The following is a 22,974-nucleotide window of genomic DNA, read 5'->3' as shown; positions in this document are numbered from 1 at the left end:
GCGTTCGATATACTGAACGCTGTCTCTGATGATGAATACGCTGCTCGGAGACTATATATCCAGGTCGTCGTCGAACGAAGGGGTCAAGGGCGATGTCGGCAGGCGAGACAGGGGCACAGGTCAAATCCGCGGTGCGGACCGTTGAGTTGCTCGAGTACTTCGCCGGAAAGCCCGGCATGCACTCCCTCGCAGCCGTCCAGGAGGCCGTGGGCTACCCCAAGTCCAGCCTGTACATGCTGCTGCGCACACTCGTGGAGCTGGGCTGGGTGGAGACGGACGCGACGGGGACGCGGTACGGCATCGGGGTGCGGGCGCTGCTGGTCGGCACGTCCTACATCGACGGCGACGAGGTGGTGGCGGCCGCCCGGCCGACCCTCGACCGCCTCTCCGACGACACCACGGAGACCATCCACCTGGCCCGCCTGGACGGCACGAACGTCGTCTACCTGGCCACCCGGCAGTCGCAGCACTATCTGCGCCCCTTCACCCGCGTCGGCCGCCGCCTGCCCGCCCACTCCACCTCCCTCGGCAAGGCGCTGCTCGCCACCCACACCGACGAACAGGTCCGCAAGCTCCTGCCGGAGACGCTGCCCGCCCTGACCGAGCACACGATCACCGACCGCGAGAAGCTGATCGAGGAACTCCACCAGGTCCGCGAGCAGGGCTTCGCCGTCGACCGCGAGGAGAACACGCTGGGCCTGCGCTGCTTCGGTGTCGCGATCCCGTACCGCACCCCCGCCCGGGACGCCATCAGCTGCTCGGTCCCGGTGGCCCGGCTGACCCCCGCCCACGAACAGATGATCAAGGACGCGCTGTTCGACGCGCGGGACCGCCTCACGCTGGCGACGCGGAGGCTGTGAGGACGACGGCGTCTCCCCCGTCCGGCGGAGGCGGATCGTCGGTGCGCAGGACGTGAACCAGGCGGTCGAAGCAGGAGCGTTGCTGCATGACCAGGGTGTGGGGACTTCTTTTCGACGGGCGGGCGCGGCGCCGCTGGATCCATCTGATCCTGGGCGGTGCGCTCGCCATGCCGTACGTCCTCGTCGGCTCGGTGGTCGTGGGGCCGCTCACCGGCGTGGCCGACGTGTTCGGGTCCCTGCCCCTGCAACTCGGCTCGTTCGCGGTCGGGTTGCCGATCGCCGCCGTCACCTCCCTCTTCCCGCTGACCCGCCCGCTGGAGTCGGCTGCCGCCCGCGCCCTGTGCGGCGTCGACGCCGACGCCCTCGCCCCCGGCCCGGCCCGGACGCGGTCCGAACGGGGCCGTACGGCCGCCTGGTTCACGCTGCATCTGGGGCTCGGCGGGATCCTCTCGGGGATGTCGCTGGCCGTGCCGCCGTTCGCCGTGGCGCTGATGGCGGTGCCCCTGTTCGCCGGGCTGCGCGACCCCCGGCTCGGACTCCCCGAAGTCCTCGACCACGGCTGGGCGTTGGCGCTCTGCCCCCTCGCAGGCATGGCGATGCTGGTCGCCCTCGCGGCCTGCGCCGCCGGCTGCGGGGCCCTGCTCGCCCGCTGGGCGCCCGCCCTGCTCGGACCCACCCCCGCGGACCGGCTCGCCGCGGCCGAGGCGCGCGCCGCCGACCTCGCCGTGCGCAACCGGCTCGCCCGCGAACTGCACGACTCCGTGGGACACGCGCTGAGCGCCGTCACCCTCCAGGCGAGCGCCGCCCGCCGCGTCCTCGGCGCCGACCCCGAGTTCGTGCGCGAGGCACTGGCCGCCATCGAGGACACCACCCGGCGCACGGTCGGTGAACTGGACGCCGTCCTCGGTGTGCTGCGGGACGGCGGCGCCCCCGGCACCGCCCCCGCGCCGACCCTCGCGGCCGACCTGGACGGGCTGCTGCGCCGGACCAGGGCGGGCGGGCAGCGTGTGACGGCCACTGTCGACACCGGCCCCGCCGCCCTGCCCCCGCTGGTCTCCCGGGAGGCGTACCGGATCGTGCAGGAGGGCCTGAGCAACGCCCTCAAGCACGCCGGCGAACCGGTCGCCCTCCGCATCACCACCACCGACGGGTACTTGGAGATCACCCTCGAGAACCCCCTCGGCGCCTCCCCCGCTCCCCGCCCCGGCGGCGGCCACGGCCTGCGCGGAATCGCCGACCGGGTACGGCTGCTGGGCGGCGCCTCGCACGCGGGCGCGTCCGGGGACACATGGCGCCTGCAGGCCCGACTGCCGCTGAAGGGATCCACGTGACCGACGAAAGGACCCGCATGCCCCGGCCCCCGATCCGGGTCGTCCTCGCCGACGACGAGCGCATGGTCCGCACCGCCCTGCGGGCCATCCTCTCCGCCGAGCCCGGCCTGGAGGTGGTCGGCGAGGCGGCCACCGGCGCCGAGGCGGTGTCCGTCGTCCGGGAGCTGCGCCCCGACGTCGTCCTCATGGACGTCCGCATGCCGGAGGCCGACGGCATCCGGGCCACCGAGCAGATCCTCGCCACCCTCGACGAGCCGCCCCGGATCGTGGTCGTGACCACTTTCGAGAACGACTCCTACGTGTACGACGCGCTGCGTGCCGGAGCCGCCGGGTTCCTGCTGAAGCGGTCGGACGCCGACACCCTCGTCCAGGCGGTACGGCTGGTCGCGCGCACCGACAGCCTGCTGTTCCCGTCGGCCGTACGGACCCTCGCGACCGAGCACGCGCGCAGGGCGCCGGTACCCCCGGCCTGGGTGGGCCGGCTCACGGGACGCGAGAGCGAGGTGCTGCGGCACATGGCTGCCGGGCTGACCAACGCGGAGATCGCCCGGCGCATGGACGTCGGCCCGGCCACCGTGAAGTCGCACGTCGCGGCCGTGCTGGCCAAGACGGGCACCCGGGACCGGACGCAGGCGGTGATCGCCGCGTACGAGGCCGGGTTTCTGAACACACGATAAGAAAAGCGGGCGTACGGGAACGATTGTCCCTGTCTCGATCGTCTTCACGAGCGGGATGAACAAGACGATCAGGCGAGCGTCCGTCTTCACGCTGCTGCTCGTGCTCGCCCTGCTGGTCAGGGCGACCTGGGTGCAGTTCTACGACGGCAAGGCCCTCGCGGACGACAACGACAACCGGCGGAACGTGATCGAGACGTACTCACAGCCGCTCGGGAACATCATCGTGGCCGGGAACTCGATCACCGGCTCGGCCCGGACGAAGGGAAGCGACCTCGCGTACCAGCGGACGTACAAGAACGGCAAGCTGTACGCGGCGGTGACGGGCTACGCCTCGCAGGCCTACGCCCCGACCCAGCTGGAGGGCATCTACGGGGATCTCCTCAACGGCACGGACAATCAGCTGAAGACCGTGCTGGGCACGGTCACCGGAAAGCGCGCCGACCCGGGCAACGTGCTCACCACGATCGACCCGGCCGTGCAGAAGGCGGCGTACGACGCGCTCGGCGGCAACAAGGGCGGGGCCGTCGCGATCGACCCGAAGACCGGCAAGATCCTCGCGGTGGTGTCGACCCCGTCGTACGACCCCGGGCAGCTCACCGACGCGAACACGGCCGGGGCGGCCTGGAAGCGGCTCAACGCGGACAAGGACAAGCCGCTCACCAACCGTGCGCTGCGCCAGCCGCTGCCGCCGGGCTCGACGTTCAAGCTGGTCGTGGCGGCGGCCGCGCTGGAGAGCGGGCTGTACGAGAACGTGGACCAGCACACCCGCAGTCCCGACCCGTACACCATGCCGGGCACGACGCGCCCGCTGAGGAACGAGAACACGTCGGCCCCGTGCGAGAACGCCTCGATCCGGGTCGCCCTCCAGTACTCCTGCAACAACGTCTTCGGCAAGATGGCCGTCGACCTCGGCCAGGACAAGGTGAAGGCGATGGCCGAGAAGTTCGGCTTCAACGACGACCGGCTGGACGTGCCGGTGCGGGCCTACGCCAGCGTGTACCCCTCGGACATGGACAAGGCGCAGACCGCCCTGTCCGGCATCGGCCAGTTCGACGTCACCGCGACCCCGCTCCAGATGGCCATGGTGTCGGCGGCCATAGCCAACGGCGGCAAGCTGGTCTCGCCGCACATGGTGTCGCGGATCACCGACAGCGGCGGTGACGTACTGAAGGACTACGACGACAGCGCGGACACCAAGGAGATCGTCAGCTCCGGCACGGCCGAGCAGTTGCAGTCGGCGATGGAGACGGTGGTGAAGGACGGCACCGGTACGAACGCGCTGATCGACGGGGCGACCGTGGGCGGCAAGACCGGTACCGCCCAGCACGGCGAGAACAACAGCAAGACGCCGTACGCCTGGTTCACCTCGTACGGCAAGTCCGACAGCAACGGCAAGGAAGTCGCTGTCGCGGTGATGGTGGAGCAGTCGGACGCGGCGCGCTCCGAGGTCAGCGGCAATGGTCTGGCGGCGCCGGTGGCCAAGGCGATGATGCAGGCGGCGCTGAAGTAGACACCGGGAAGGGGGCGGTTCGGCAGAACCGCCCCCCAAGCCTCACTTCACGCCCAGGATCTGCTCCACCGGATCGATCGCGAAGTAGACGAGGAACAGCGCCGAGACGCCCCACAGCAGCCAGTTGACCTCCTTCGCCTTGCCCAGCACCGCCTTGATGAGCACGTACGACAGGAAGCCCGCGCCGATGCCGTCCGTTATCGAGTAGGTGAACGGCATCGCGGCGATGGTGAGGAACGCCGGGATGGCGATCTCGTACTTGTCCCAGTCGATGTGCTTGACGTGGGTCATCATCAGGAAGCCCACCGCGATCAGCGCGGGCGCGGCCGCCTGCAGCGGGACGATCGTCAGCAGCGGGGTGAGGAAGAGCGCGAGGCCGAAGAGGCCGCCGGTGACCAGGTTGGCGAAGCCGGTGCGGGCGCCCTCGCCGACGCCGGCCGCGGACTCGATGTAGGCGGTGTTGGAGGAGGCGGAGCCGACACCGCCGGCGACGGCCGCGGCGCCGTCGATGAACAGGACGCGGCCGATACCGGGCACCTGCCCCTTCTCGTCGAGCAGTCCGGCCTCCGCGCTGATGCCGACGATGGTGCCCATCGCGTCGAAGAAGTCCGACAGGATCAGCGTGAAGACCAGCAGGACGGCGGTGAGGACACCGGCCTCCGCGAAGCCGCCGAACAGGCTGAAGTGACCGACGAGCCCGAAGTCCGGGGCGGCGACGAGCTTGTCCGGGACCTTCGGGGTGGTCAGGCCCCAGCTCTTGATGTCGGCGAGGGCGTTGATGACGATCGCGACGACGGTCATGGTCACGATGCTGATGAGGATCGCGCCCTTCACCTTGCGGGCGAGCAGCGCGATGGTCAGCAGGACACCGAGGCAGAAGACGAGGACGGGCCAGCCGGTGAGGCGGCCGACGGCGCCGAGCTGCACGGGGACGGTGGTGTTGGCGACGTCCGGGATACGGCTGACGAACCCGGCGTCCACGAAGCCGATGAAGGCGATGAACAGGCCGATGCCGACGCCGATGGCCTGCTTCAGCTGCTGCGGGATCGCGTTCATGATCGCTTCCCGGAGTCCGGTGAGGACCAGGAGGCAGATCAGCGCGCCCTCCAGGACGACCAGGCCCATCGCGTCGGGCCAGCTCATCAGCGGGGCCAGTTGGAAGGCGACGACAGCGTTGAGGCCGAGGCCGGCGGCGATGGCAAGGGGGAGGTTGCCGCCGACGCCCATGATGACCGTCATCACACAGGCCACCAGCGCGGTGGCGGTGACGAGTTGGCCGGTGTCGAGGGAGTGACCGAACTTGTCCTTGGCGCTGCCCAGGATGATCGGATTCAGGACAAGGATGTAGGCCATCGTGAAGAACGTGGCGAAGCCGCCCCGTATCTCCCGGCCGAACGTCGATCCCCGCTCGGAGATTCTGAAGTACCGGTCGACGCTGTTCCCGGCAGGTGGCGCGGCGCTCGACCGCTGGTCCACCTTCTGCGTCTCGGACATGGTCCTACTCCTCGTTGCCTGGTGAGCGTGTGCGGATGCTGGCTGGATTGTTCCCTCGTTGAACCCGTTTCAGGTATTCACCGTGTTACGGAATCGGGTTCGGAGTGTCATACGGCGTCCGATCCTCCGTACATTGCACGCAAAAAGATCACTGCTACGCTTCCGGATCTCCGTCCGGGCCTCCACCGGACGTTCGCATGTCATTTACATGACACTCACCGTCGTACCGAGAAGGGGTCACCCGTGGGCTCAGTCGTCGACGACGCCGCCTCCGTGGAGTTCCACGCCTTCTTCGAACGCCACTACGCCGAACTCTCCCGTCTCGCCCACTTGTTGACGGGCGAGGCGGATGCCGCCGACGACCTGGCCGCGGATGCGCTGCTGGCGCTGTGGGACCGCTGGGACCGGGTGCGCGCGGCCGACCATCCGGTGGCGTACGCGCGGGGCGTGGTCGCCAACCTGGCCCGCTCCCGGATCCGCAGCGCGGTGCGGGAGCGGCGCCGGATCGCGCTGTTCTGGTCGCACCGCGAGGAGAGGACCGAGAACCCGGACGTCGCGGGCGTGGTGGACGTACAGGAGGCGCTGCGCAGGCTGCCGTTCCGCAAGCGGGCGTGTGTGGTGCTCCGGCACGCGTTCGACCTGTCGGAGAAGGACACCGCGCTGGCTCTCGGGGTGTCGGTCGGTACGGTGAAGAGCCAGACGTCCAAGGGCGTGGCCGAACTGCAACGACTGCTCGGTCCCCGGAGTGTGCCGCAGAAGGTGCACGCGGCGATGGCGCGCGGTGGCGAGAGCGGAGGAAGGAACCGATGAGGCGGCAGGACGTGCACGACGAGCTGCGCGACCGGCTGCACGAGGCGGCCGAGGCCCATGAACCCGACCGGGCGCGCATCCTGGCCCGGGTCGAGCGTGGCATGGCGGGCCGGCCCGGCGTCGGCCACCGGGCTGAGCGTTCGCCGGTGTTCGGCTGGATGCGCGTGGTCGGCGCCACCGCGGCGGTGGCCGGAGTCCTCGCGGTCGGCGGGTACGCGGTGGCGTCGGCGGTCAGGAACGACTCCTCTCCCCCGCAGCAGACCGTCGCGGTCTCACCGACGCCCACACCGTCACCGGACGCGACGACGCGACCGTCGGCGCACCCCGCGGACCCGGCACCCGGTACGGGCGCCCCACACCCGCCCCGCACCCCCGATTCCTCACCGTCGCGGACTCCGCAGACCTCCGCACAGCCGCCCGTGGCCCACGGCGAGCAGGACGGCCCGCTGTGGTCGGACGGCTCGGTGGACCCGCACAGCAACGACTTCTGGGCGCAGAGCAACCTCACCCTGAAGACCTCCGGTCAACTGACCTCGCTCACCGTCGAGTTGAAGGTTGCCCGGACCGGCGGGGTCACCTCGGCGGGCGCCTGGCGGTCCCTGCCCGAGACGGACTTCACCCTGACCGTCGGGGAGAGGAACGGCTTCCTCGTCTACACCTGGACCCTCAAGGACGGCAGCAAGGTCCCGGCGGGCGAGTGGGTGTTCGCGGGCCAGTACCACCACGAGCGCGGCGGCCGGGACGCGAAGGACGACAGCTACACGATCGCGGGCACGGCGGACGGCCACCCGTACACGGTGACGGGCGACTTCGCGGCACACGACACCAGCGAAGGCGATTCCTAGACCGAAACGCCTCCGCAGCTCCGGCCGACGGGGGCGCCGACACCTCACAGGGCGCGGGGAACCACGCGATCAGCCCCGACGATCCGCGGATCTCAGTCGGGTAGTAGGTGCCGCCCCGCACCTGGATGACGGTACCGGCGGCGGCGTTTCTGACGGCCGACTCCAGCTGGGCGGTGGTGGACACGGTGACCGTGGTCGCGGCGGCCTGGGCGCCGCCGTTCGACAGGCCGAGGCAGACGCCGCCGGCCCCCGCGGCGACCGCCACCGCGGCGGCGATCGAGAGAGTGCGCGTCCTGCGGTGGCGTCCGGTGCTCTGCCGCACTGGTCGTTCCTTTCCCAGGGGGTTGGGACGCATGCCAGTCGCCGCCGTGACCGGATCGGGTTGCCGCGCCCGAGCGAAAACGACCGAAAGTTTCGGCCGCCCGAGTCGCCTGCACACGGATTGACGCCCTGATCATCACTGGCCACACTCCGAGAGCGCGCACCAATCAACAGAAGTCCCCAAACCCTCACAGGACTGCCATGCGCCTCAGAACCAGGACCCTGCTGGTCCCCCTCCTCGCCGCCCTCTTCCTCACCCTGCTGACCGCCCCGCCGGGCTCCGCGCAGACACGGCATCCCAGGTACGCGGGTTATCTCTTCGCCTACTTCACCGGCGAGGGCACCGCCGACGGCGAACAGATCCGCTACGCCCTCAGTCAGGACAACGACCCGCTGCACTGGCGGGAGTTGAACGCGGGCAAGCCGGTGCTGACCTCGACCATCGGCGAGAAGGGCCTGCGCGACCCCTTCGTGATCCGCTCCCCCAAGGGTGACAGGTTCTATCTGATCGCCACCGACCTGCGGATGTACCGGAACAGCAGCGGCAGCTGGGACTACGTCCAGCGGCACGGCAGCAGGTCCGTCATGATCTGGGAGTCCACCGACCTGGTGCACTGGACCGATCAGCGGCTGGTGAAGGTGGCACCGGACAACGCGGGCAACACCTGGGCCCCGGAGGCCTACTGGGACGACCGGCTCCACGAGTACGTGGTCTTCTGGGCGTCGAAGCTGTACGCCGCCGACGACCCCGGCCACACCGGCTCGACGTACAACCGGATGCTCTACGCGACCACCAGGGACTTCCGCACCTTCAGCGAGCCGAAGGTCTGGGACGACCCGGGCTACTCGGTGATCGACTCGACGGTCATCAAGGACAAGGGGACGTACTACCGCTTCACCAAGGACGAGCGGGACCCCAGCTCCAGCTCGCCCTGCTCGAAGTTCATCACCGCCGAGAAGTCGCGGGACCTGACCGCCACGTCGTACGGCTTCGTCTCCGACTGCATCGGCAGCGGCTCCATCCAGCGGGGCGAGGGGCCGACCGTGTTCAAGTCGAACACCGAGAAGAAGTGGTACCTGTTCATCGACGAGTACGGCCTGCGCGGCTACGTACCCTTCGAGACCACCGACCTCGCCTCGGGCAGGTGGACCCTGTCCACGGACTACGCACTGCCCGCCAGCCCCCGCCACGGCACGGTGCTGCCGGTGACGGGGGCCGAGTACGAGCGGCTGCTCAGGACCTACGGATGACCGTCAGGAGACGAAGTAGGTCGGGTTCGGCAGCTTGTAGGTGCGGTCGGCGTAGCCGCCGTCCAGGTCCGAGTACTGGTCGCCGAAGTTGGCGATGACCTCGTACCCGAGGTCGTCCTCGATGTGCTTGCGCGTGCCGCCCTTGTACTGCACGGTCGTGCAGTTCCAGGTGCCCGGGGTGGCGCAGTCGCCCAGGTAGGCCGGCGGGTTGGCCTTGTCCTTGAGGAACATGTGGTCGGCGTCGAGGTTCACATCGGCGCCGATCTTCTTCAGGTTCTCGACGGCGGCGCTGCGCTGCGCCTCGCTGAGACCGGAGTTGTAGAAGACCTCGACGCCCTTGGACTCGGCGTACTGGACCAGCTCGGGGCTGCCGAACACGGCCGGACGGCTGGCCTTGTTCACGTAGTCGGCCCAGGTGGTCCCGTTGTACGTGTAGTTGTACCGCTTCTCGTAGTCGAGGCTGAGCAGCAGCGTGTCGTCGATGTCGAAGACGACGGCCGGCTTCTCGCCGTGGCGGTGCGCCTTGCGGGCCGCCTTGTCGATGTAGCGCCTGGCGTCGGCGTCGATGCGCGCCAGGTCCTTGGCGTACGGGCTGTCCGGGGACGCCTGGTAGACGCCGTTGGCGTCGGCGGTGGTGCCGTAGTAGGTGTCGATGTCCTTCACCAGGAGCCCGATGTTGTAGGGCTCATGGGTCGAGTTCGCCGTCGACTGACCGGCCGTGGCCGCGCCGGCGCCGTACAGGGCGCCACCGGCGAGGGCACAGGCGGCGGTGACCGCCGCGATCCGTAGTGATTTATGCATGACAGGTTTTCTACGCGCGTCACCCAGTGGAAGGCGAGATTCGTTGCCCGATCGATACACACCAATTCGGTTGGATGCAGGGGCTGGTCAGTCGCACGGCGGGTCGTAGGGTTCGCCGGGGACGTACGGCGCGTGGTGCTCTTGGTGTCTGCGGCGGCGAGCAATTCGCCGCCGGGACGGAAGGCGGCAAGCGACCAGTCGGCGCCCGGGGTCAGCCACCGGGCCAGCTCTAATTCATCGTCGCCCCGATCGTCGCGCTGCCCGTCGTCAGGAACGTCGTCGACGGCAGGGAGCCGTCCGGCTTGCGGGCGTTGTACGTCGTGGAGGCGTCCGTGGAGACGAAGGACGGGGTGGAGACGCCGGAGTCCCAGTTGTTGCCGGCGGAGACGACCGAGGAGCCCTTGCCGACCAGTCCGCCGCCGTTGCTCACCGCGAGGTTCTTGCCGAGGCGGGCGGAGCTGGTGGCGAAGTAGTAGCCCCACTGGGCGTTGGCGTAGGCGGTGGTGCGGTTGATGACGATCGCGCCGGTGTTGGAGTTCTCGGTGAAGCCGTTGCCGGCGTTGTCCCAGGCGGCGGAGTTGTTGACGACGTGGGCGACCGTCACGCCGTTGCCGCCGAGCTTGTAGCCGTTGCCGTTGCCCTCGAAGGCGGTGTCGCCCCAGCGGTTCTTGCCGTTGCCGAAGGACCAGGTGTGCTCGATGGTGACCGGGGAGGAGAAGGACCAGAGGTCGATGCCGTCGTCGGAGTTGTTGTAGAGGCGCGCTCCGCTGACCAGGTTGCCGGTGCCGGAGCCGAACTTGACGGCGACGCCGTCCGCGTTCTGGCCGTGCGTGGCGGCGTCGTAGTTGCCGTACGAGTCCAGGTTCTTGACCGTGTTGTTCACGGTCCCGTCCCCGGTGAGTGTGAAGCCGGAGTCGCCGCCGTTGATGGTCTTGATGTTGTTCCAGTCGGTGCCGGTGCAGGACTGGCAGACGACCGCACTGTCCGGGGAGTTCTGGAAGGTGATGTCGGAGACGTTCCAGTAGTCGGCGGTCAGCTTGAAGATCCAGGAGCCGGAGGGCATCGAGGAGCCGTCGATCTTCACGGTCTCCGAGCCGTACGCGGTGAGGGTGATCGGGGAGGACGAAGTGCCGTTGGCCGTCGACTGGAGGGTCGCGGTCGGGTAGTACGTGCCGCCGCGTACCTGGATGACGGTGCCGGCGGTGGCGTTCTTGATGGCGTTCGCCAGGTCGGTGGAGTTGCTGACCACCACGGTCGCGGCGTGCGCGGGCGTGGCGACCAGGCCGAGTCCGGCGATGGCGAGGACGGTGAGGGTGCTCTTGATGCGACGCATGACGTGCGGGTCCTTTCGTCGGCTCAGAGCGAGCGGTGGGGATGGGAGTGGGGGTGCCAGTCGCCGAGGTAGGCCGCGGGGGTGTGCAGCCCGGCCTCGGTGTCGGTGAGCTGGGGCCGGTCGGCGGGGACGGTGATCACGGCGCCCGGCCCCGCGTTGCGGTACTCGGCGAACCGCTGGTTCTGCCACGGGTAGGTGGCCGACATGTCGGTGTAGGGCGCGGCCGCGTCGATGCCGGGGCCGAGCCAGGTGTCGCGGACGGTGAGCATGGGGCGGGCGGTGTGGTCGGAGCCGGGCACCCAGGGGCGCGCCAGCTTGTAGAAGGCGTCGGGGGCCTCGCTGCTGACACGGCTGCGGACGACCAGGTAGCCGCGCGGGTTGGCGACGGCCGTGGAGGGCGCGAAGACGAAGCCGTACGGCGCCCCGGCCAGGTCCGTGCGGTTCAGGGTGCGGAAGTGGCAGTGCTCGTAGACGGCGGTGGCCCGTCCGAAGACGAAGTCGACGTCACCCTCGACGTAGCAGTGGGCGTAGTACTGGCGGGCGAAGGTGCCGAGGGCCGTCGAGTCGGCGTACAGGGTGTCCTGGTGGCCGAGGAAGCGGCAGTGCAGGAAGGCGCTGCGGTCGCCCTGCACCTTGATGGCGACGGCCTGGGTGCCGCTGATGTCGGGGTGGTCGGCGCGCAGCCAGTCGTTGGCGAACGTGATCCAGCGGGCGGTGAAGCCGTCGGCCTGCACGGTCGTGGTGGCCGATCCGGTGGTGCCGTAGGTGCCGCCGCCGGGCTTGGGGGTGCCGGCCGCGTGGTCGTAGACGATGACGACGTCCCGGGGGTCCTCGGAGGCGCCGATCCAGGTCGTCTCCGTACGGCTGACGTCGACGGCGACCGTCTCCCGGTAGGTGCCGGGTGCGAGGACCAGCGTCCGGCCGCTGCCGGTGGCGGCGGTCACGGCGGCCTGCACGGAGGTGAAGTCACCGCGGCCGTACGGGTGGACGTACAGGGTCGCCGGGGTGAGGCGGCGGGCCGGTGACCCGTACCGGCCGAACGGGCGCGGTCCCCCGGCGGCCCGCGCGGGGACGGCGGCGAGGCCGAGCGCGGCGGCGGCCCCGGCGCTCGCGAGCAGGAAACGCCGTCTGGACAGAGGGAGGTGGGGCGAGGGCATGGGAGTGCTCCTTCGCGGTGCGGCTCGTGGGGAGAAGGGGGCCGGGGCCGGGCGTCCGGCCCCGGTGGGTCAGCCCAGGCGGCCCGCGCCCGCGCAGTGGTCGACCAGGCCCGGCACGGCCTTGGCGGGGTCGACCTCGGTGCGCAGGGTCGGCGTCCAGCCGGCCCCGGACTGCAGGATCTCGCCCGGGATCTCGGTGTTGTGGACGGCGATCAGGTCCGTCGGCACGCCGTTGACGTAGTTGTCGGTGGCGGTGAGAGGCGCCTCCTTCCACTTCTTCAGGATCGAACCGGTCTTCACACCCGTCGGCAGGGTGAACGCGTTGTGCTCGGCGACGAGTTGGGACTCCATGCCGATGCCGTAGCTGTAGGAGTAGCCGTCGCCCGCGACGAAGTGGTTGTTGTAGGAGTCCACCTGTCCGAAGCGGACGCGGGGTGCGCGCTCGACCAGGTTCGAGAACAGGTTGTGGTGGAAGGTGACCTTCAGATGACCCCGGTCGACCGCGGCCGTGGAGGCGCTGTCGCTGTTGCCGATGAGGATCGTCTTGTCGTGGTCCTCGAAGACGTTCCAGGAGGCGGTGACGTAGTCGGCGCCCTTGACGATGTCCAGTTCGCCGTCGTGCTGCTCGTAGATCCGGCCGAAGTAGTGGGGCAGGGTGCTGTCCGGGTGGTCGCCGTCGGTGAAGGTGTTGTGGTTCATCCAGATATGGGTCGAGCCGTAGACCACCGCGCTGTCGTACTCGGAGTTCCAGTTGCCGTCGGCGGTGTCGGTGGGGTCCCACTGCGGGAAGCAGTCGAGGGGGCTCTCGAAGCTCAGGTTGCGGACGATGACGTTGTCGGCGCCCTTGATCTGGAGGCTGGCGCCCTTGAAGCCGGCGTCCCTGCCGATGCCGACGATGGTGGTGTTGGCGGGGATGTTCGCCTTGATGTAGGCGTCCTGCTGGGCGGCGGAGGCCCGGCGCAGGCCCTCGGGGCTGCCGTCGGACTCGCCGTCGAGGTTCTTGGTGCGACCCCACACGGCCGGGTCGTAGGTCTTCAGGTAGGTGTCGAAGTCGTAGCCGGGCACGGCGAACGAGTCGCAGCTCGGCCCGTCCGCGTCGATCGTGCCCTTCACCCTGATGATCTTCGCGGTACTGGCGCCGTCCGCGAGGGCGGCCTTGAACTGCTCCCAGGTGGTGACGGTGTGGACGTGCGCGGCATCGGCGGCGGCACCGCCGGTCGTCCCGGTGCCGTAGGCGGCCCAGCCGTCGCTTGCGGGCAGCACCTGGCGCTCGGGGCCCCGACCGGGCTGCGCGGAGGCGGCCCCGGTGACGGCGAGCACGAGGGCGGTGCAGCCCACGAGCGCACCTATGACACGTCCATGACATTTCTGTGTACGCACTGTGCGGGTCTCCTCTTTCGTGAGGTCACGATTGCGGTGCGGGCGGCCAGGTGATCCAGGACGTCGGAATGTCCTCGTGCAACCGGACGACGTCATGCCGGCCCAGCACCCGGGTGCGCAGCAGCTCCTGCGCCACGAGCCGGGCCACGGCGATGGCGCCCGGTGGGTTGAAGTGCGTGTTGTCCTGCTCGGTGTCCGTCCAGTTGAAGTACTTCTTCGTCTCCTCGACACCCAGCTCCTGCCACAACGCGAGCGACAGCGCCTCGATGTCGAGCAGCGCGACCCCTTCCTCCTCGGCGAGCGCGCGCATGGCCGCCGGGTACTCACCGTGGGTCGGTACGGCGTTCCCGTCGGCGTCGAACCTGCGGCGTTCGACGGGGGTGGCGAGGACGGGGTGGGTCCCTTTCGTCCGTGCCCCGTCGATGTACTGCCGCAGACAGTCCTGGTACGTGGTCCAGGGCTCGGTGTAGCGAGTGGGGTCGGTGCTCTTCTCGTCGTTGTGCGCGAACTGGACGATCAGGAAATCGCCGGGCCGGATCACGGAGAGAATGGCGTCGAGCCGGCCTTCGTCGACGAAGCTCTTCGAACTCCGCCCGTTCACCGCATGGTTGGCGACCTTCACCTCCTTCCGCAGGAAGAAGGAGAGCGCCATTCCCCACCCGGTCTCGGGAGCGGCGTCGGCGTATTTCTGGGCCGCGGTGGAATCACCGGCGATGTAGACGGTGCGATGCTCCTTCGGGGACCGGCCGACAAGGGGTACGGCGGCGAGGGCAGCGGAAGTCACCTGTCTGCGCGTGAGGGCCACAAGGTACACCTTTCAAACATGGGGTACGGAATTCAGGGGCGCGGGTCCGTATCAATGTGCGACTCCGTCGCGCGGGCGCGACCAGCCACAACGGACCCGCGGCCCCCCACGAATCCGAAACCACCCGAGCTATCAGTGGTTCTTCTTCCAGTCCGCCTGCGCAGCATTGAGCTGATCGGCCAGCGTGTCGAGAAATTCCTTCGCGCTCATCTTCCCGAGCAGCAGCTTCTGGAAATTGGGCTCGTTGTCCGACTTGGAGATCGTGTTCCAGTCAGGCAGGTAGTACGGCAACTGCACAATCTTCGTACTGCCCCCGTTCAACGCCTCCGCCGCCAGCTTCGTGGGCTCGGCCTGCTGAATCCACGTGTCCTTCGCCGCCTCCGTGTTCGCCGGCACCTGCCCCGCCGACTCGTTGAACTTGGAGTTCTCCGCTGCGGACACCGCGAACTCGATGAACTTCCAGGCCGCCGCCTTGTTCTTGCTCGACTTGAACAGGCTCAGCCCGTCCACCGGGTTGGACACCTGCACCCGGGTGCCGTCGTCCATCGTGGGATTCGGGATGCCCCGGAACGTCTCCTTGCCCAGCGCCTTCAGATGGTCCTGGTACGACCCCAGGTTGTGGCTCAGCATGCCGATCGTGCCGCTGTCCCACTGGGCGACCATCTTCGTGAAGTCGTTGTTGACGTCGGCGGACGGGGTGTCCTTCTTGTAGAGCGCGACGTACTTCTCCAGGGCGGCCACGTTCTTGGGGTCGTTGACGGTGGTCTTGTCGCCGTTCCAGAACGAGGTGATGCCGGTCTGGCCGTACACCGCGTCGAGGGCCGGCGCGATGGCGCCCTCACCGCCACGGATGGTGAAGCCGAACGCGTTCTTGCCCTTGTTCGTGAGCTTGTCGGCGGCCTCGTAGAACTTCGACCAGGTGGTCGGCGCGTCCAGGGCGGCCTTCTTGAACAGGTCCGTCCGGTACCACAGCGTGCCGTTGTTGGCGGAGGTCGGCACCTGGTACAGCGTGTCCCCGCCGCCCGCCGCCTTGCTGACGTCGATGAGGTTCTGGCTGAGCTTTCCGTTCAGCGGGCTCTTGCCGAGCCGGCTGTCCAGCGGTTCCAGCACCCCCTGGACGGCGACCTCGGCGAGCATCGCGGTGCCCACCCCGCCGACGTCCGGCAGACCACCGCCCTGGACGGCGGTGTCGTACTTGGACTGGGCGCTCGCCGCCGGGATGCCGACGTACTCGACCTTGATGTCCGGGTACTTCTTCTCGAAGTCGGCGATGATCTGCTTCCAGATGTCGGTGCGCACACCGCCGTTGTTGTCCCAGAAGGTGATCGTGCCCTTGCCGGAGCCCTCGCCCCCCTTGTCCCCCGCGCCGCCGCTGCCGTCGTCGCCGCAGGCGGTGGCGGTCAGCGCGAGCACGGAGCCCAGGGCGACGGCCGTGGCGGCGCGCCTGCTTCTGCGGATGCTGCTCTTCATTGGTCGGCTCTCTTCTTCTGGATCCAGCGGAAGGGGTGGAGCTGTGGGGGTGTCAGTGACCGATCCGCGCCTGCGGACCGGAGAAGCGCTTGACCAGCGCGGGGACGGCGGCGGCCGGGTCGAGGTGGTGGGCGTGGAAGTCACGTGGCTCGAAGGCCGTGCCGTACTCGTCCGTCCGGCCTGTCGTGTTACCCGGCCTCGACCTTGGCAAGCGCTTGCCAGGGAAGTGCGTCATTGCGGCTCCCAACAGGCATACAGGGGACGGACTACAAGGGGCTGATCCGGAACTCCGTGAAGGTCGCCGCCCCGGCACGCCCCGATCCCTCGGGCGCGACGGCGAACAGGCCGAGCAGAGCGCCGACCCAGCGCCAGGGGGTGGCCGTGAAGACCGGTCCGGACAGGCGCAGGCCGTCTCCTACGTCGTACGAGAAGCGGCAGCGTGCCCCGGCCGCCACCTCGATCCGCAGCCGAGCCCGCCCCTCGGGCGCGACACACGGCACACCGGCCTCCCGCTCCCCCTCGGCGGCCTGGTCCGCGAACCGGTGCACGAGCCGGACCGTACCGTCGGCCCCGCGTTCAAGACCGATCCACCCGAAGGCGTCACCGAGCACCGCGAGCCCGGCCCGCGCCCCCGGCTCGGTGCCGTCCAGGCGCAGCCCGACCTCGACGGCGCAGGGCACGCCGGGCAGCCGCTGGGTGAGCACATGCGGCAGTCTGCGCAGGTCGTGGGCGTCGGCCGAGCGGACACAGGCCAGCCGCAGCCCGTCCCCGGAATGCTGGGTGGCCCAGCCGTCGCCCTGGTTGGCCGTCCACTGCCACTGGCGGCCGTACCGTCCGCCGGGGAAGTCGTCGGCCGTGGCGGGAGCGGCGGGCGGCTGCGGCGGGAGGTCCGGCCGGCGGTGTACGGCGACGGGGGCGCCGTCGTCACCTATGACCGGCCAGCCGTCCGTGCCCCAGCCCATCGGCTGGAGGTGCACGACCCTGCCGTAGGCGCCCCGCTGCTGGAAGTGCAGGAACCAGTCCTCGCCGGCCGGGCTGCGCACCCAGCCGCCCTGGTGCGGCCCGTTGACCTCGGTGTCCTTCTGTTCCAGGACGATCCGCTCCTCGTAGGGCCCGAAGAAGCCGCGCGAGCGGAAGGCGCCCTGCCAGCCGGTCTCCACTCCCCCGGCGGGCGCGAGGATCCAGAACCAGCCGTCGTGCTGGTAGAGCTTCGGGCCCTCCAGCGTGAACCAGCCGGGGATGCGGTCGCCGTCCACGATCACCTTGCCCTCGTCGAGCAGGGAGGTGCCGTCGGGGTGCATACGGTGCCCGGTGAGCCGGTTCTTGATGCCGGAGCGGGACTTGGCCCAGGCGTGGACCAGGTAGGCCTCGCCGGTCTCGTCGTCCCACAGCGGGCACGGGTCGATGAGACCCTTGCCCGGCTTGAGGAGGTGCGGCCGGGTCCAGGGGCCACGGATCCCGGGGGCGTTGATCTGGTAGATGCCCTGGTCGGGGTCGCCCCAGAAGATCCAGAAGCGTTCGTCGTGGTGCCGGATCGCCGGTGCCCAGACCCCGCAGTCGTGCCGCGGCGTCCCGAACTCCTCCTCCGGTTCGAGGCGTTCGAGGGCGTGGCCGACGAGGGTCCAGTTGACGAGGTCGCGCGAGTGCAGCAGCGGCAGGCCGGGCGCGCGGCCGAAGCTGGAGGCGGTGAGGTAGAAGTCGTCGCCGACCCGGACGACGTCCGGGTCGGACCAGTCGGCGTTCAGGACCGGGTTCTCGTACGTCTCGCCCGTCACTGGCTCACCGCCTTGCGGACCAGCGCGGCCGCGTCACCGCGATCCAGGCGTCCGTCGGCGACGACGGTGACGACCCGGCGTACGACGGTCTCGCCGGGCGGCACCGGCAGCCGATCCGCGTGCGCCAGGGAGGATCCCACCCCCGGATACTCGGTCGCGCGCACGAACCACGGGTCGCGCCGGGTCTCCTCGGTGGCCCCGGCGAAGACCAGCGTCCAGCCGGCACCGGCCAGCGCGACCCAGTCGGCGCGGGTGCCGTGCACCTCGGCCTCGCCCTCGCGGTCGGCGGTGAAGACGTCCGGTGCCGACTCCTCCCTGCGGGCCCGCCAGAAGAAGCCGCCGTAGGCCGCGCCGGGCCGCCCGTTGGTGGCCGGGCTGCCGATGGACAGCAGGCCCGGGGAGACGTTGGTGAGGGAGAAGGTGAAGTCCAACGCCCAGGCGGAGTCGGTGAGTTCGGTCGCGGCGACGGTACGGCGCTCGCGCAGCAACTCGGCTCCGGAGGCGACCCAGCGCAGCTCCGCCACGAAGCCGTCGGGGTCGCGCAGCTGGAAGGCGGTGTGCCGCTGGGCGCCGTGGTTGTCCAGCTCGGTCGGGCCCTGGCCCGGGACGAAGGTGCGCCCGCCCCAGAAGTTGTGCCCCTCGACGTCGGGGACGGCGACACCGACGCCGAGGTGGTGGGCGTGGTCCGCGGGGCTCAGCTCGGTGACCGCCGTGCCGGCCAGGGTGGTGACGGGGTGCAGATAGGGGCGCGGTGCGAGGCGGGCCGGCAGCTCGGGCCGGGTGACGTACCGGCAGACCGGGCGGCCTGCGACCCGCAGGACCGGGGTGTCGTGTTGCGTCATCATCACGTGCTCACCTCTTTCGGTAGGGCCCAGGAGGCGCCCAGCTCGGAGTAGAGGGCGAGGGTGTCGGCCGAGGCCGCGACCAGACCGTCGATGCCGGGCACGATCCGGCGCCGCTCGGTGGGCAGCCGGCGCCAGGCGGTCTCGGGCAGCGGCTCCGGGTCGGGGGCGGTCCTGATGGCCTCGACCACCTTCATGAAGGCACCGGTCTCGTCCGGGGGCACCAGCAGCGGCGCGCCGGCGGTCAGGTGCGCGACCAGGTTCTCCAGCAGGTCCGTGCGGCCGTACACGCTCTCCTCGGGACCATGGCCGGCCCGCTGGAGCAGCACCCGGTCCTGCTTGTACCAGAAGGTGATCCGGCCGCTGCCGCCGTGCACCACGACGTACGGCTCTTCCGGCTGCTCGGCGCACAGGGTCGCGGCGACCGTGACCGGGCCGTGTGCGGTGCTCACGCGGACGCAGGAGGTGTCGTCGGACTCGATGTCGTTGGCGCGCAGCAGCTCGGTCTCGATGACGGTGACGTCCTCGGAGCGGGTCGTGCCGAGGAGGGCGAGGCCGGTGGCGACCGCGTGCGCGAGGGGGTTGGTGAGGACCCCGTCGACCACGTCGACGCCGTTCAGGCGCCGCTTGCCCGCCCAGGGGGCCCGGCGGTAGTAGGCCTCGTCCCGGGCCCAGGCCCCGGCCCCGCCGGCCCCGACGACCTCGCCGATCGCGCCCCCGTCGATGAACCGCCGGATCGCGGGCAGGGCATGGGAGCCCAGGGACTGGAACCCGATCTGGCAGACCACTCCCGCCTCGGCGACCCCGTCGGCCATCCGCCGGTACGCCGAGTACGACGGCGCGGGCGGCTTCTCCAGCAGAATGTGCACGCCCCGTGCTGCGGCCTTCGACGCCAGGTCGGTGTGGGTGGGGATCGGCGTGCAGATGACGGCGATCTCCGCCCCGGTGGAGTCGAGGAGCGCCCCGAAGTCGGCGGACTGCTCGGGCGTGCCCAGACCGTCCGGGATCTCCTCCTCGCTCAGCGGGGTCAGTTCGCAGATCCCGGCCAGCCGGACGAGGCCGTTCCGCTGGAGGCGGCGGATGTTGTCGAGGTGCCAGCGGCCGTGGCCGCGCGCGCCCGCCAGAACGATGGGTACGGTCATGGGATCCTCCCTGCGCCCGCACCGCCCGCCACCTCTCGGTCGGCCACCGCGGCGCTGTCGATCTTTCCGTGCAGGGTAGGCGTCCAGCCGACGTCCGCCGTCAGGTCGCGCTCGCTGCCCGAGTTGTAGGCGTTGTGGAGGGCGAGCAGGTCGACCGGGTAGCCGTTGAAGAGGGTGCCGCTCTGGTGCAGGGCGGAGCCGTTCCAGCTCTTGACGAGGTCGGCGGCCTCCACGTGGCTCGGGGTGTGGAAGGCGTTGTTCTCGGCGTAGATCGCGGACTCGGTGGAGACGCCCAGGGAGTACCGGTACTCCGCCCCCTCGGGAACCACGTACCGGTTGTCGTACACGTGCACCTGCCCGAAGCGGACCCGCGGTGCGCGCTGGACGACGGACTCGAACTGGTTGTGGTGCAGGGTCACCCGCAGCCTGCCGCGGTCGCCGGTGGCCGAGTCGCTGTTGCCGATGAGCATCGCCTTGTCGTGGTCGGTGAACCGGGACCAGGAGACGGTGACCAGGTCGGAGCCGCCCGTGATGTCCATCAGGCCGTCGTGGCGCAGGTAGTTGCGGGCGAAATAGCTGGGCTCGGCGGCGTCGGGGTGGCCCTTGTCGGAGGCGGTGACGTGGTCGATCCAGACGTGGGTGGCGCCGGTCAGCGAGAGGGTGTCGTACGCCGTCTTCCAGTCGCCGAGGCCACCGGTGTTGGGCTGCCAGACGGGGAAGCAGTCGTAGGCGTCGCGGAGTTCGAGGTTGCGGACGATGACGTTGCCCGCGTCCTTGATCTGCAGGTCGCCGCCCTTGAGGACGGCCTTCGAGCCGAGGCCGACGATCGTGGTGTTCGAGCCGACGGGGAGGACGACCCGTTCGGCCTGCCGGGCCGCCGAGGCCTGGCGTGCCTCCTCCTGCGGGCCGCTGGGCCTGGCGGAGCCCCAGGTGCGGGGGTCGTAGGCGGCCAGGTATTTCTTCAGGCCGTACCCGTCAGCGGCGTGGTCGGCGCAGTCGAGGTGGTGCCCGGAGTCGTCGGTGTCTGCGTCGATGGTCCCGGCGACCTTGATGATCTTCGGGGTGTCGCTGCCGGCGTCGAGGGCGCGGACGAGTCCGGCGCGGTCGGTCACCGTGTGGACGTGTGCGTCGTCGGCCGCGGCGCCGCCGGTGGTGCCGCCTTCGGCCGCTGCCCAGCCGTCGTCCGGGGCGAGCACGTCCCGGCTGATGTCACGGGCGTCGTCGGCGTGCGCGGGTACGCACAGCACTCCCAACAGGGCTGCCGCAACCGCGGTCTGACGGAGCCTCACCCCTTCACCGCCCCCGCGCTGAAGCCGGTGATCAGCCACTTCTGGATGAAGGCGAACACGATCACGACCGGTACGGCGGCGATGATGCCGCCCGCGGCCAGGGCGCCCAGGTCGACGCTGTCCGCGCTCATCAGGGTGTTGAGGCCGACCGGGATGGTCTGCTTGCTCTGGTCGGAGAGGAACATCAGGGCGAACAGGAAGTGGTTCCAGGCGTGCACGAAGGCGAAGGAGCCGACGGCGATCAACCCGGGCCGCAGCAGCGGCAGGACGACGATCCGGAAGGCGGTCAGCCGGTTGCAGCCGTCCACCCAGGCCGCCTCCTCCAGGGAGTACGGCACGTTCCGGATGAACCCGCTGATCAGGATCATCGACAGCGGCAACTGGAAGACGGTCTCGGCGATGATGACGCTGCCCAGCGAGTTGATCATCGACAGCCTGGCGAAGATCTGGAACAGCGGGACCAGCAGCAGCGCGCCCGGCACGAACTGGGAGCAGAGCAGGGCCAGCATGAAGCCGCGCTTGACCTTGAAGTCGAAGCGGGCGAGCGCGTAGCCGCCGGCCAGGGCTACCACGGTGGTCAGGACGAGCGTGGCGATGCCGACGTAGACGCTGTTGGTGAAGTAGGTGCCGAAGCTGCGCTCGGTCCACACCTTCTGGAAGTGGTCGAAGGTCATCGGCCAGGGCACGAGCGAGGTGGAGCCGGCCGGGCGGAGCGCGAAGAGCATGATCCAGTAGAAGGGGATCAGGGTGAAGAGGAGGTAGATCCCCAGGGGGAGGTAGATCTGCCAGCGCGGGACCTCGTCCCAGGCGTGGCGCCGACCGCGCGGCCGGGCGGGCTCGGGCGCCGTGCGCTCGGGTGCGGGAGCGATCTCGGTGATCACTTGGTCTCACCTCCGAACTTGCTCAGCCGCAGATAGACGATCGAGCAGAAGAGAAGGATCACGAACGCCACCGTGGTCAGGGCGGAGGCGTAGCCGAAGTTGTGTGCGTCGACGCTGGTGTTGGCGATGTAGAGCGGCAGGGTGGTGGTCTCGCCCGCGGGTCCGCCACCGGTGAGGGTGTAGAGCAGGTCGACGTTGTTGAACTCCCACACCGCACGCAGCAGCGTGGACAGGACGATCGCGTCCTTCAGATGGGGCAGGGTGATGTGCCAGAACTGCTTGAGGCGGCTCGCCCCGTCGACCTCGGCGGCCTCGTACAGGTCCCGGGAGACGGACTGGAGGTCGGCGAGGATGAGGATCGCGAAGAAGGGGACGCCGCGCCACAGGTCGGCGACCACCGCGGCCGGGAACACGGTCGAGGTGTCCGACAGCCAGCTGGTGCCGTAGGAGCCGATGCCCGCGTCCGCGAGGTAACGGGTGATGCCCGTCTGGGAGTTGTAGAGCAGCACCCAGATCGCGGAGGTCAGCACGCCGGAGACGGCCCACGGGGAGAAGACGAGGGCGCGGCCGACCGCCCGGCCCACGAAGGTCTGGTTGACGATGAGCGCCAGCGCCAGGCCGAACAGCAGCTGCAGCCCGACCTCGACCACGACCCACTTGGCGCTGAAGGTCAGCGTGTCCCAGAACTGCGGGTCGTGGGTGAAGGCCTGGGTGAAGTTGTCGAAGCCCGCGAAACCGTTCCGCCACGGCTTGGTGGGGTTGTAGTTCTGCAGGCTGTAGTAGAAGACGCTGAGGACCGGGTAGGCGATGAAGCCCAGCATGAGCAGGGCCGCCGGGGCGATCAGCAGGTACGGCAGCCTGCGCGGGGTCGCGGAGGCACGGCGCCGCCGGGGTGGCGCGGGCGGTTTCGCCACGGCTGCGGCTTGGGCCATGACTGTTCTCCGTTCACAGTGGGGCGGGTAGAGCGGGTGCAGCGGGTACAGGAAGCGCTTGCTACATA

The 22,974-nt window shown here is 69.9% G+C and carries 20 protein-coding genes and 2 pseudogenes; 7 read left to right on the top strand and 15 right to left on the bottom strand.

Annotation, left to right across the window (positions count from 1 at the left end; genetic code table 11):
• Nucleotides 1–92 precede the first annotated feature (92 nt).
• From ABZ471_RS20690 to ABZ471_RS20675, 4 genes are all read left to right on the top strand, one after another.
• Nucleotides 93–860: an IclR family transcriptional regulator gene (locus tag ABZ471_RS20690; RefSeq protein ID WP_359068227.1), complete on the top strand. Its 768-nt coding sequence runs from the start codon at nucleotides 93–95 to the stop codon at nucleotides 858–860.
• Nucleotides 861–946: 86 nt separating this feature from the next.
• Complete coding sequence (locus ABZ471_RS20685) at nucleotides 947–2,191, top strand: histidine kinase (RefSeq protein ID WP_359068226.1); 1,245 nt, start codon at nucleotides 947–949, stop codon at nucleotides 2,189–2,191.
• Between the two features lie 17 nt (nucleotides 2,192–2,208).
• Complete coding sequence (locus tag ABZ471_RS20680; protein WP_359068242.1) at nucleotides 2,209–2,868, top strand: response regulator transcription factor; 660 nt, start codon at nucleotides 2,209–2,211, stop codon at nucleotides 2,866–2,868.
• A 55-nt stretch (nucleotides 2,869–2,923) separates the two neighbouring features.
• Nucleotides 2,924–4,378, top strand: coding sequence for a penicillin-binding transpeptidase domain-containing protein (locus tag ABZ471_RS20675; protein WP_359068225.1), 1,455 nt, complete (start codon nucleotides 2,924–2,926; stop codon nucleotides 4,376–4,378).
• A gap of 42 nt (nucleotides 4,379–4,420) precedes the next feature.
• Here the strand turns inward: ABZ471_RS20675 and ABZ471_RS20670 are convergent, their stop codons facing one another.
• The gene (locus tag ABZ471_RS20670) at nucleotides 4,421–5,872 is read right to left on the bottom strand and encodes an NCS2 family permease (RefSeq protein WP_359068224.1); all 1,452 of its coding nucleotides are present in this window, start codon (nucleotides 5,870–5,872) and stop codon (nucleotides 4,421–4,423) included.
• Nucleotides 5,873–6,115: 243 nt separating this feature from the next.
• On the opposite strand from ABZ471_RS20670, the gene ABZ471_RS20665 reads away from it, so the two are divergent.
• A complete protein-coding gene (locus tag ABZ471_RS20665; protein WP_359068223.1) occupies nucleotides 6,116–6,682 on the top strand; it encodes a SigE family RNA polymerase sigma factor in 567 nt (188 codons plus the stop codon).
• The gene (locus ABZ471_RS20660) at nucleotides 6,679–7,527 is read left to right on the top strand and encodes a hypothetical protein (protein WP_359068222.1); all 849 of its coding nucleotides are present in this window, start codon (nucleotides 6,679–6,681) and stop codon (nucleotides 7,525–7,527) included. The genes ABZ471_RS20665 and ABZ471_RS20660 overlap by 4 nt, the downstream gene beginning before the upstream one ends.
• A 94-nt stretch (nucleotides 7,528–7,621) precedes the next feature.
• Here ABZ471_RS20660 and ABZ471_RS20655 read toward each other — a convergent pair.
• Nucleotides 7,622–7,849 (bottom strand): annotated as a pseudogene (locus ABZ471_RS20655) (pectate lyase); the annotation flags it as partial.
• Nucleotides 7,850–8,049: 200 nt separating this feature from the next.
• Here ABZ471_RS20655 and ABZ471_RS20650 point away from each other — a divergent pair.
• Nucleotides 8,050–9,084, top strand: a pseudogene (locus ABZ471_RS20650) (glycoside hydrolase family 43 protein); the annotation flags it as partial.
• Nucleotides 9,085–9,102: 18 nt separating this feature from the next.
• Here the strand turns inward: ABZ471_RS20650 and ABZ471_RS20645 are convergent.
• From ABZ471_RS20645 to ABZ471_RS20585, 13 genes are all read right to left on the bottom strand, one after another.
• Nucleotides 9,103–9,900, bottom strand: a complete 798-nt coding sequence (locus ABZ471_RS20645; protein ID WP_359068221.1) for an HAD family acid phosphatase — start codon at nucleotides 9,898–9,900, stop codon at nucleotides 9,103–9,105.
• Nucleotides 9,901–10,129: 229 nt separating this feature from the next.
• Complete coding sequence (locus tag ABZ471_RS20640; protein ID WP_359068220.1) at nucleotides 10,130–11,233, bottom strand: chondroitinase-B domain-containing protein; 1,104 nt, start codon at nucleotides 11,231–11,233, stop codon at nucleotides 10,130–10,132.
• A gap of 23 nt (nucleotides 11,234–11,256) precedes the next feature.
• Nucleotides 11,257–12,390, bottom strand: a complete 1,134-nt coding sequence (locus tag ABZ471_RS20635; RefSeq protein ID WP_359068219.1) for a pectinesterase family protein — start codon at nucleotides 12,388–12,390, stop codon at nucleotides 11,257–11,259.
• 69 nt (nucleotides 12,391–12,459) lie between these two features.
• Nucleotides 12,460–13,728, bottom strand: coding sequence for a polysaccharide lyase family 1 protein (locus ABZ471_RS20630; RefSeq protein ID WP_359068218.1), 1,269 nt, complete (start codon nucleotides 13,726–13,728; stop codon nucleotides 12,460–12,462).
• Nucleotides 13,729–13,795: 67 nt separating this feature from the next.
• Complete coding sequence (locus ABZ471_RS20625; protein WP_359068217.1) at nucleotides 13,796–14,575, bottom strand: rhamnogalacturonan acetylesterase; 780 nt, start codon at nucleotides 14,573–14,575, stop codon at nucleotides 13,796–13,798.
• A gap of 132 nt (nucleotides 14,576–14,707) precedes the next feature.
• Nucleotides 14,708–16,045, bottom strand: a complete 1,338-nt coding sequence (locus tag ABZ471_RS20620; protein ID WP_359068216.1) for a sugar ABC transporter substrate-binding protein — start codon at nucleotides 16,043–16,045, stop codon at nucleotides 14,708–14,710.
• Nucleotides 16,046–16,097: 52 nt separating this feature from the next.
• The gene (locus ABZ471_RS20615) at nucleotides 16,098–16,280 is read right to left on the bottom strand and encodes a hypothetical protein (protein ID WP_359068215.1); all 183 of its coding nucleotides are present in this window, start codon (nucleotides 16,278–16,280) and stop codon (nucleotides 16,098–16,100) included.
• 31 nt (nucleotides 16,281–16,311) lie between these two features.
• On the bottom strand, nucleotides 16,312–17,820 hold the full coding sequence (locus ABZ471_RS20610; RefSeq protein ID WP_359068214.1) for a family 43 glycosylhydrolase: 1,509 nt from the start codon (nucleotides 17,818–17,820) through the stop codon (nucleotides 16,312–16,314).
• Nucleotides 17,817–18,662 carry a PmoA family protein gene (locus ABZ471_RS20605; RefSeq protein ID WP_359068241.1) on the bottom strand — a complete coding sequence of 282 codons (846 nt, stop codon included), beginning with the start codon at nucleotides 18,660–18,662 and terminating at the stop codon, nucleotides 17,817–17,819. Before ABZ471_RS20605 ends, ABZ471_RS20610 begins: the two co-directional genes overlap by 4 nt.
• A gap of 2 nt (nucleotides 18,663–18,664) precedes the next feature.
• Nucleotides 18,665–19,804 carry a Gfo/Idh/MocA family oxidoreductase gene (locus ABZ471_RS20600; protein ID WP_359068213.1) on the bottom strand — a complete coding sequence of 380 codons (1,140 nt, stop codon included), beginning with the start codon at nucleotides 19,802–19,804 and terminating at the stop codon, nucleotides 18,665–18,667.
• Entirely contained in the window at nucleotides 19,801–21,093 is a 1,293-nt protein-coding gene (locus tag ABZ471_RS20595) for a pectate lyase (protein WP_359068212.1), read from the bottom strand. The genes ABZ471_RS20600 and ABZ471_RS20595 overlap by 4 nt, the downstream gene beginning before the upstream one ends.
• The gene (locus ABZ471_RS20590; RefSeq protein WP_359068240.1) at nucleotides 21,090–21,962 is read right to left on the bottom strand and encodes a carbohydrate ABC transporter permease; all 873 of its coding nucleotides are present in this window, start codon (nucleotides 21,960–21,962) and stop codon (nucleotides 21,090–21,092) included. Before ABZ471_RS20590 ends, ABZ471_RS20595 begins: the two co-directional genes overlap by 4 nt.
• An 8-nt stretch (nucleotides 21,963–21,970) precedes the next feature.
• The gene (locus ABZ471_RS20585; protein ID WP_359068211.1) at nucleotides 21,971–22,906 is read right to left on the bottom strand and encodes a sugar ABC transporter permease; all 936 of its coding nucleotides are present in this window, start codon (nucleotides 22,904–22,906) and stop codon (nucleotides 21,971–21,973) included.
• Between the last annotated feature and the right edge of the window lie 68 nt (nucleotides 22,907–22,974).

This window comes from Streptomyces sp. NPDC005728, assembly GCF_040630895.1.
Taxonomy (GTDB): Bacteria; Actinomycetota; Actinomycetes; order Streptomycetales; family Streptomycetaceae; genus Streptomyces.
Note: the sequence above shows the minus strand (reverse complement) of the source record. Positions and strands in the feature narration are given on the sequence as shown.

Excerpts from the sequence above, each read along its gene's own strand:
- ABZ471_RS20645 (WP_359068221.1), bottom strand. The coding sequence starts at position 9,900 with ATGCATAAATCACTACGGATCGCGGCGGTCACCGCCGCCTGTGCCCTC.
- ABZ471_RS20675 (WP_359068225.1), top strand. The coding sequence starts at position 2,924 with ATGAACAAGACGATCAGGCGAGCGTCCGTCTTCACGCTGCTGCTCGTG.
- ABZ471_RS20660 (WP_359068222.1), top strand. The coding sequence starts at position 6,679 with ATGAGGCGGCAGGACGTGCACGACGAGCTGCGCGACCGGCTGCACGAG.
- ABZ471_RS20600 (WP_359068213.1), bottom strand. The coding sequence starts at position 19,804 with ATGACCGTACCCATCGTTCTGGCGGGCGCGCGCGGCCACGGCCGCTGG.
- ABZ471_RS20605 (WP_359068241.1), bottom strand. The coding sequence starts at position 18,662 with ATGACGCAACACGACACCCCGGTCCTGCGGGTCGCAGGCCGCCCGGTC.
- ABZ471_RS20640 (WP_359068220.1), bottom strand. The coding sequence starts at position 11,233 with ATGCGTCGCATCAAGAGCACCCTCACCGTCCTCGCCATCGCCGGACTC.
- ABZ471_RS20680 (WP_359068242.1), top strand. The coding sequence starts at position 2,209 with ATGCCCCGGCCCCCGATCCGGGTCGTCCTCGCCGACGACGAGCGCATG.
- ABZ471_RS20620 (WP_359068216.1), bottom strand. The coding sequence starts at position 16,045 with ATGAAGAGCAGCATCCGCAGAAGCAGGCGCGCCGCCACGGCCGTCGCC.
- ABZ471_RS20635 (WP_359068219.1), bottom strand. The coding sequence starts at position 12,390 with ATGCCCTCGCCCCACCTCCCTCTGTCCAGACGGCGTTTCCTGCTCGCG.
- ABZ471_RS20670 (WP_359068224.1), bottom strand. The coding sequence starts at position 5,872 with ATGTCCGAGACGCAGAAGGTGGACCAGCGGTCGAGCGCCGCGCCACCT.
- ABZ471_RS20690 (WP_359068227.1), top strand. The coding sequence starts at position 93 with ATGTCGGCAGGCGAGACAGGGGCACAGGTCAAATCCGCGGTGCGGACC.
- ABZ471_RS20685 (WP_359068226.1), top strand. The coding sequence starts at position 947 with ATGACCAGGGTGTGGGGACTTCTTTTCGACGGGCGGGCGCGGCGCCGC.
- ABZ471_RS20585 (WP_359068211.1), bottom strand. The coding sequence starts at position 22,906 with ATGGCCCAAGCCGCAGCCGTGGCGAAACCGCCCGCGCCACCCCGGCGG.
- ABZ471_RS20615 (WP_359068215.1), bottom strand. The coding sequence starts at position 16,280 with ATGACGCACTTCCCTGGCAAGCGCTTGCCAAGGTCGAGGCCGGGTAAC.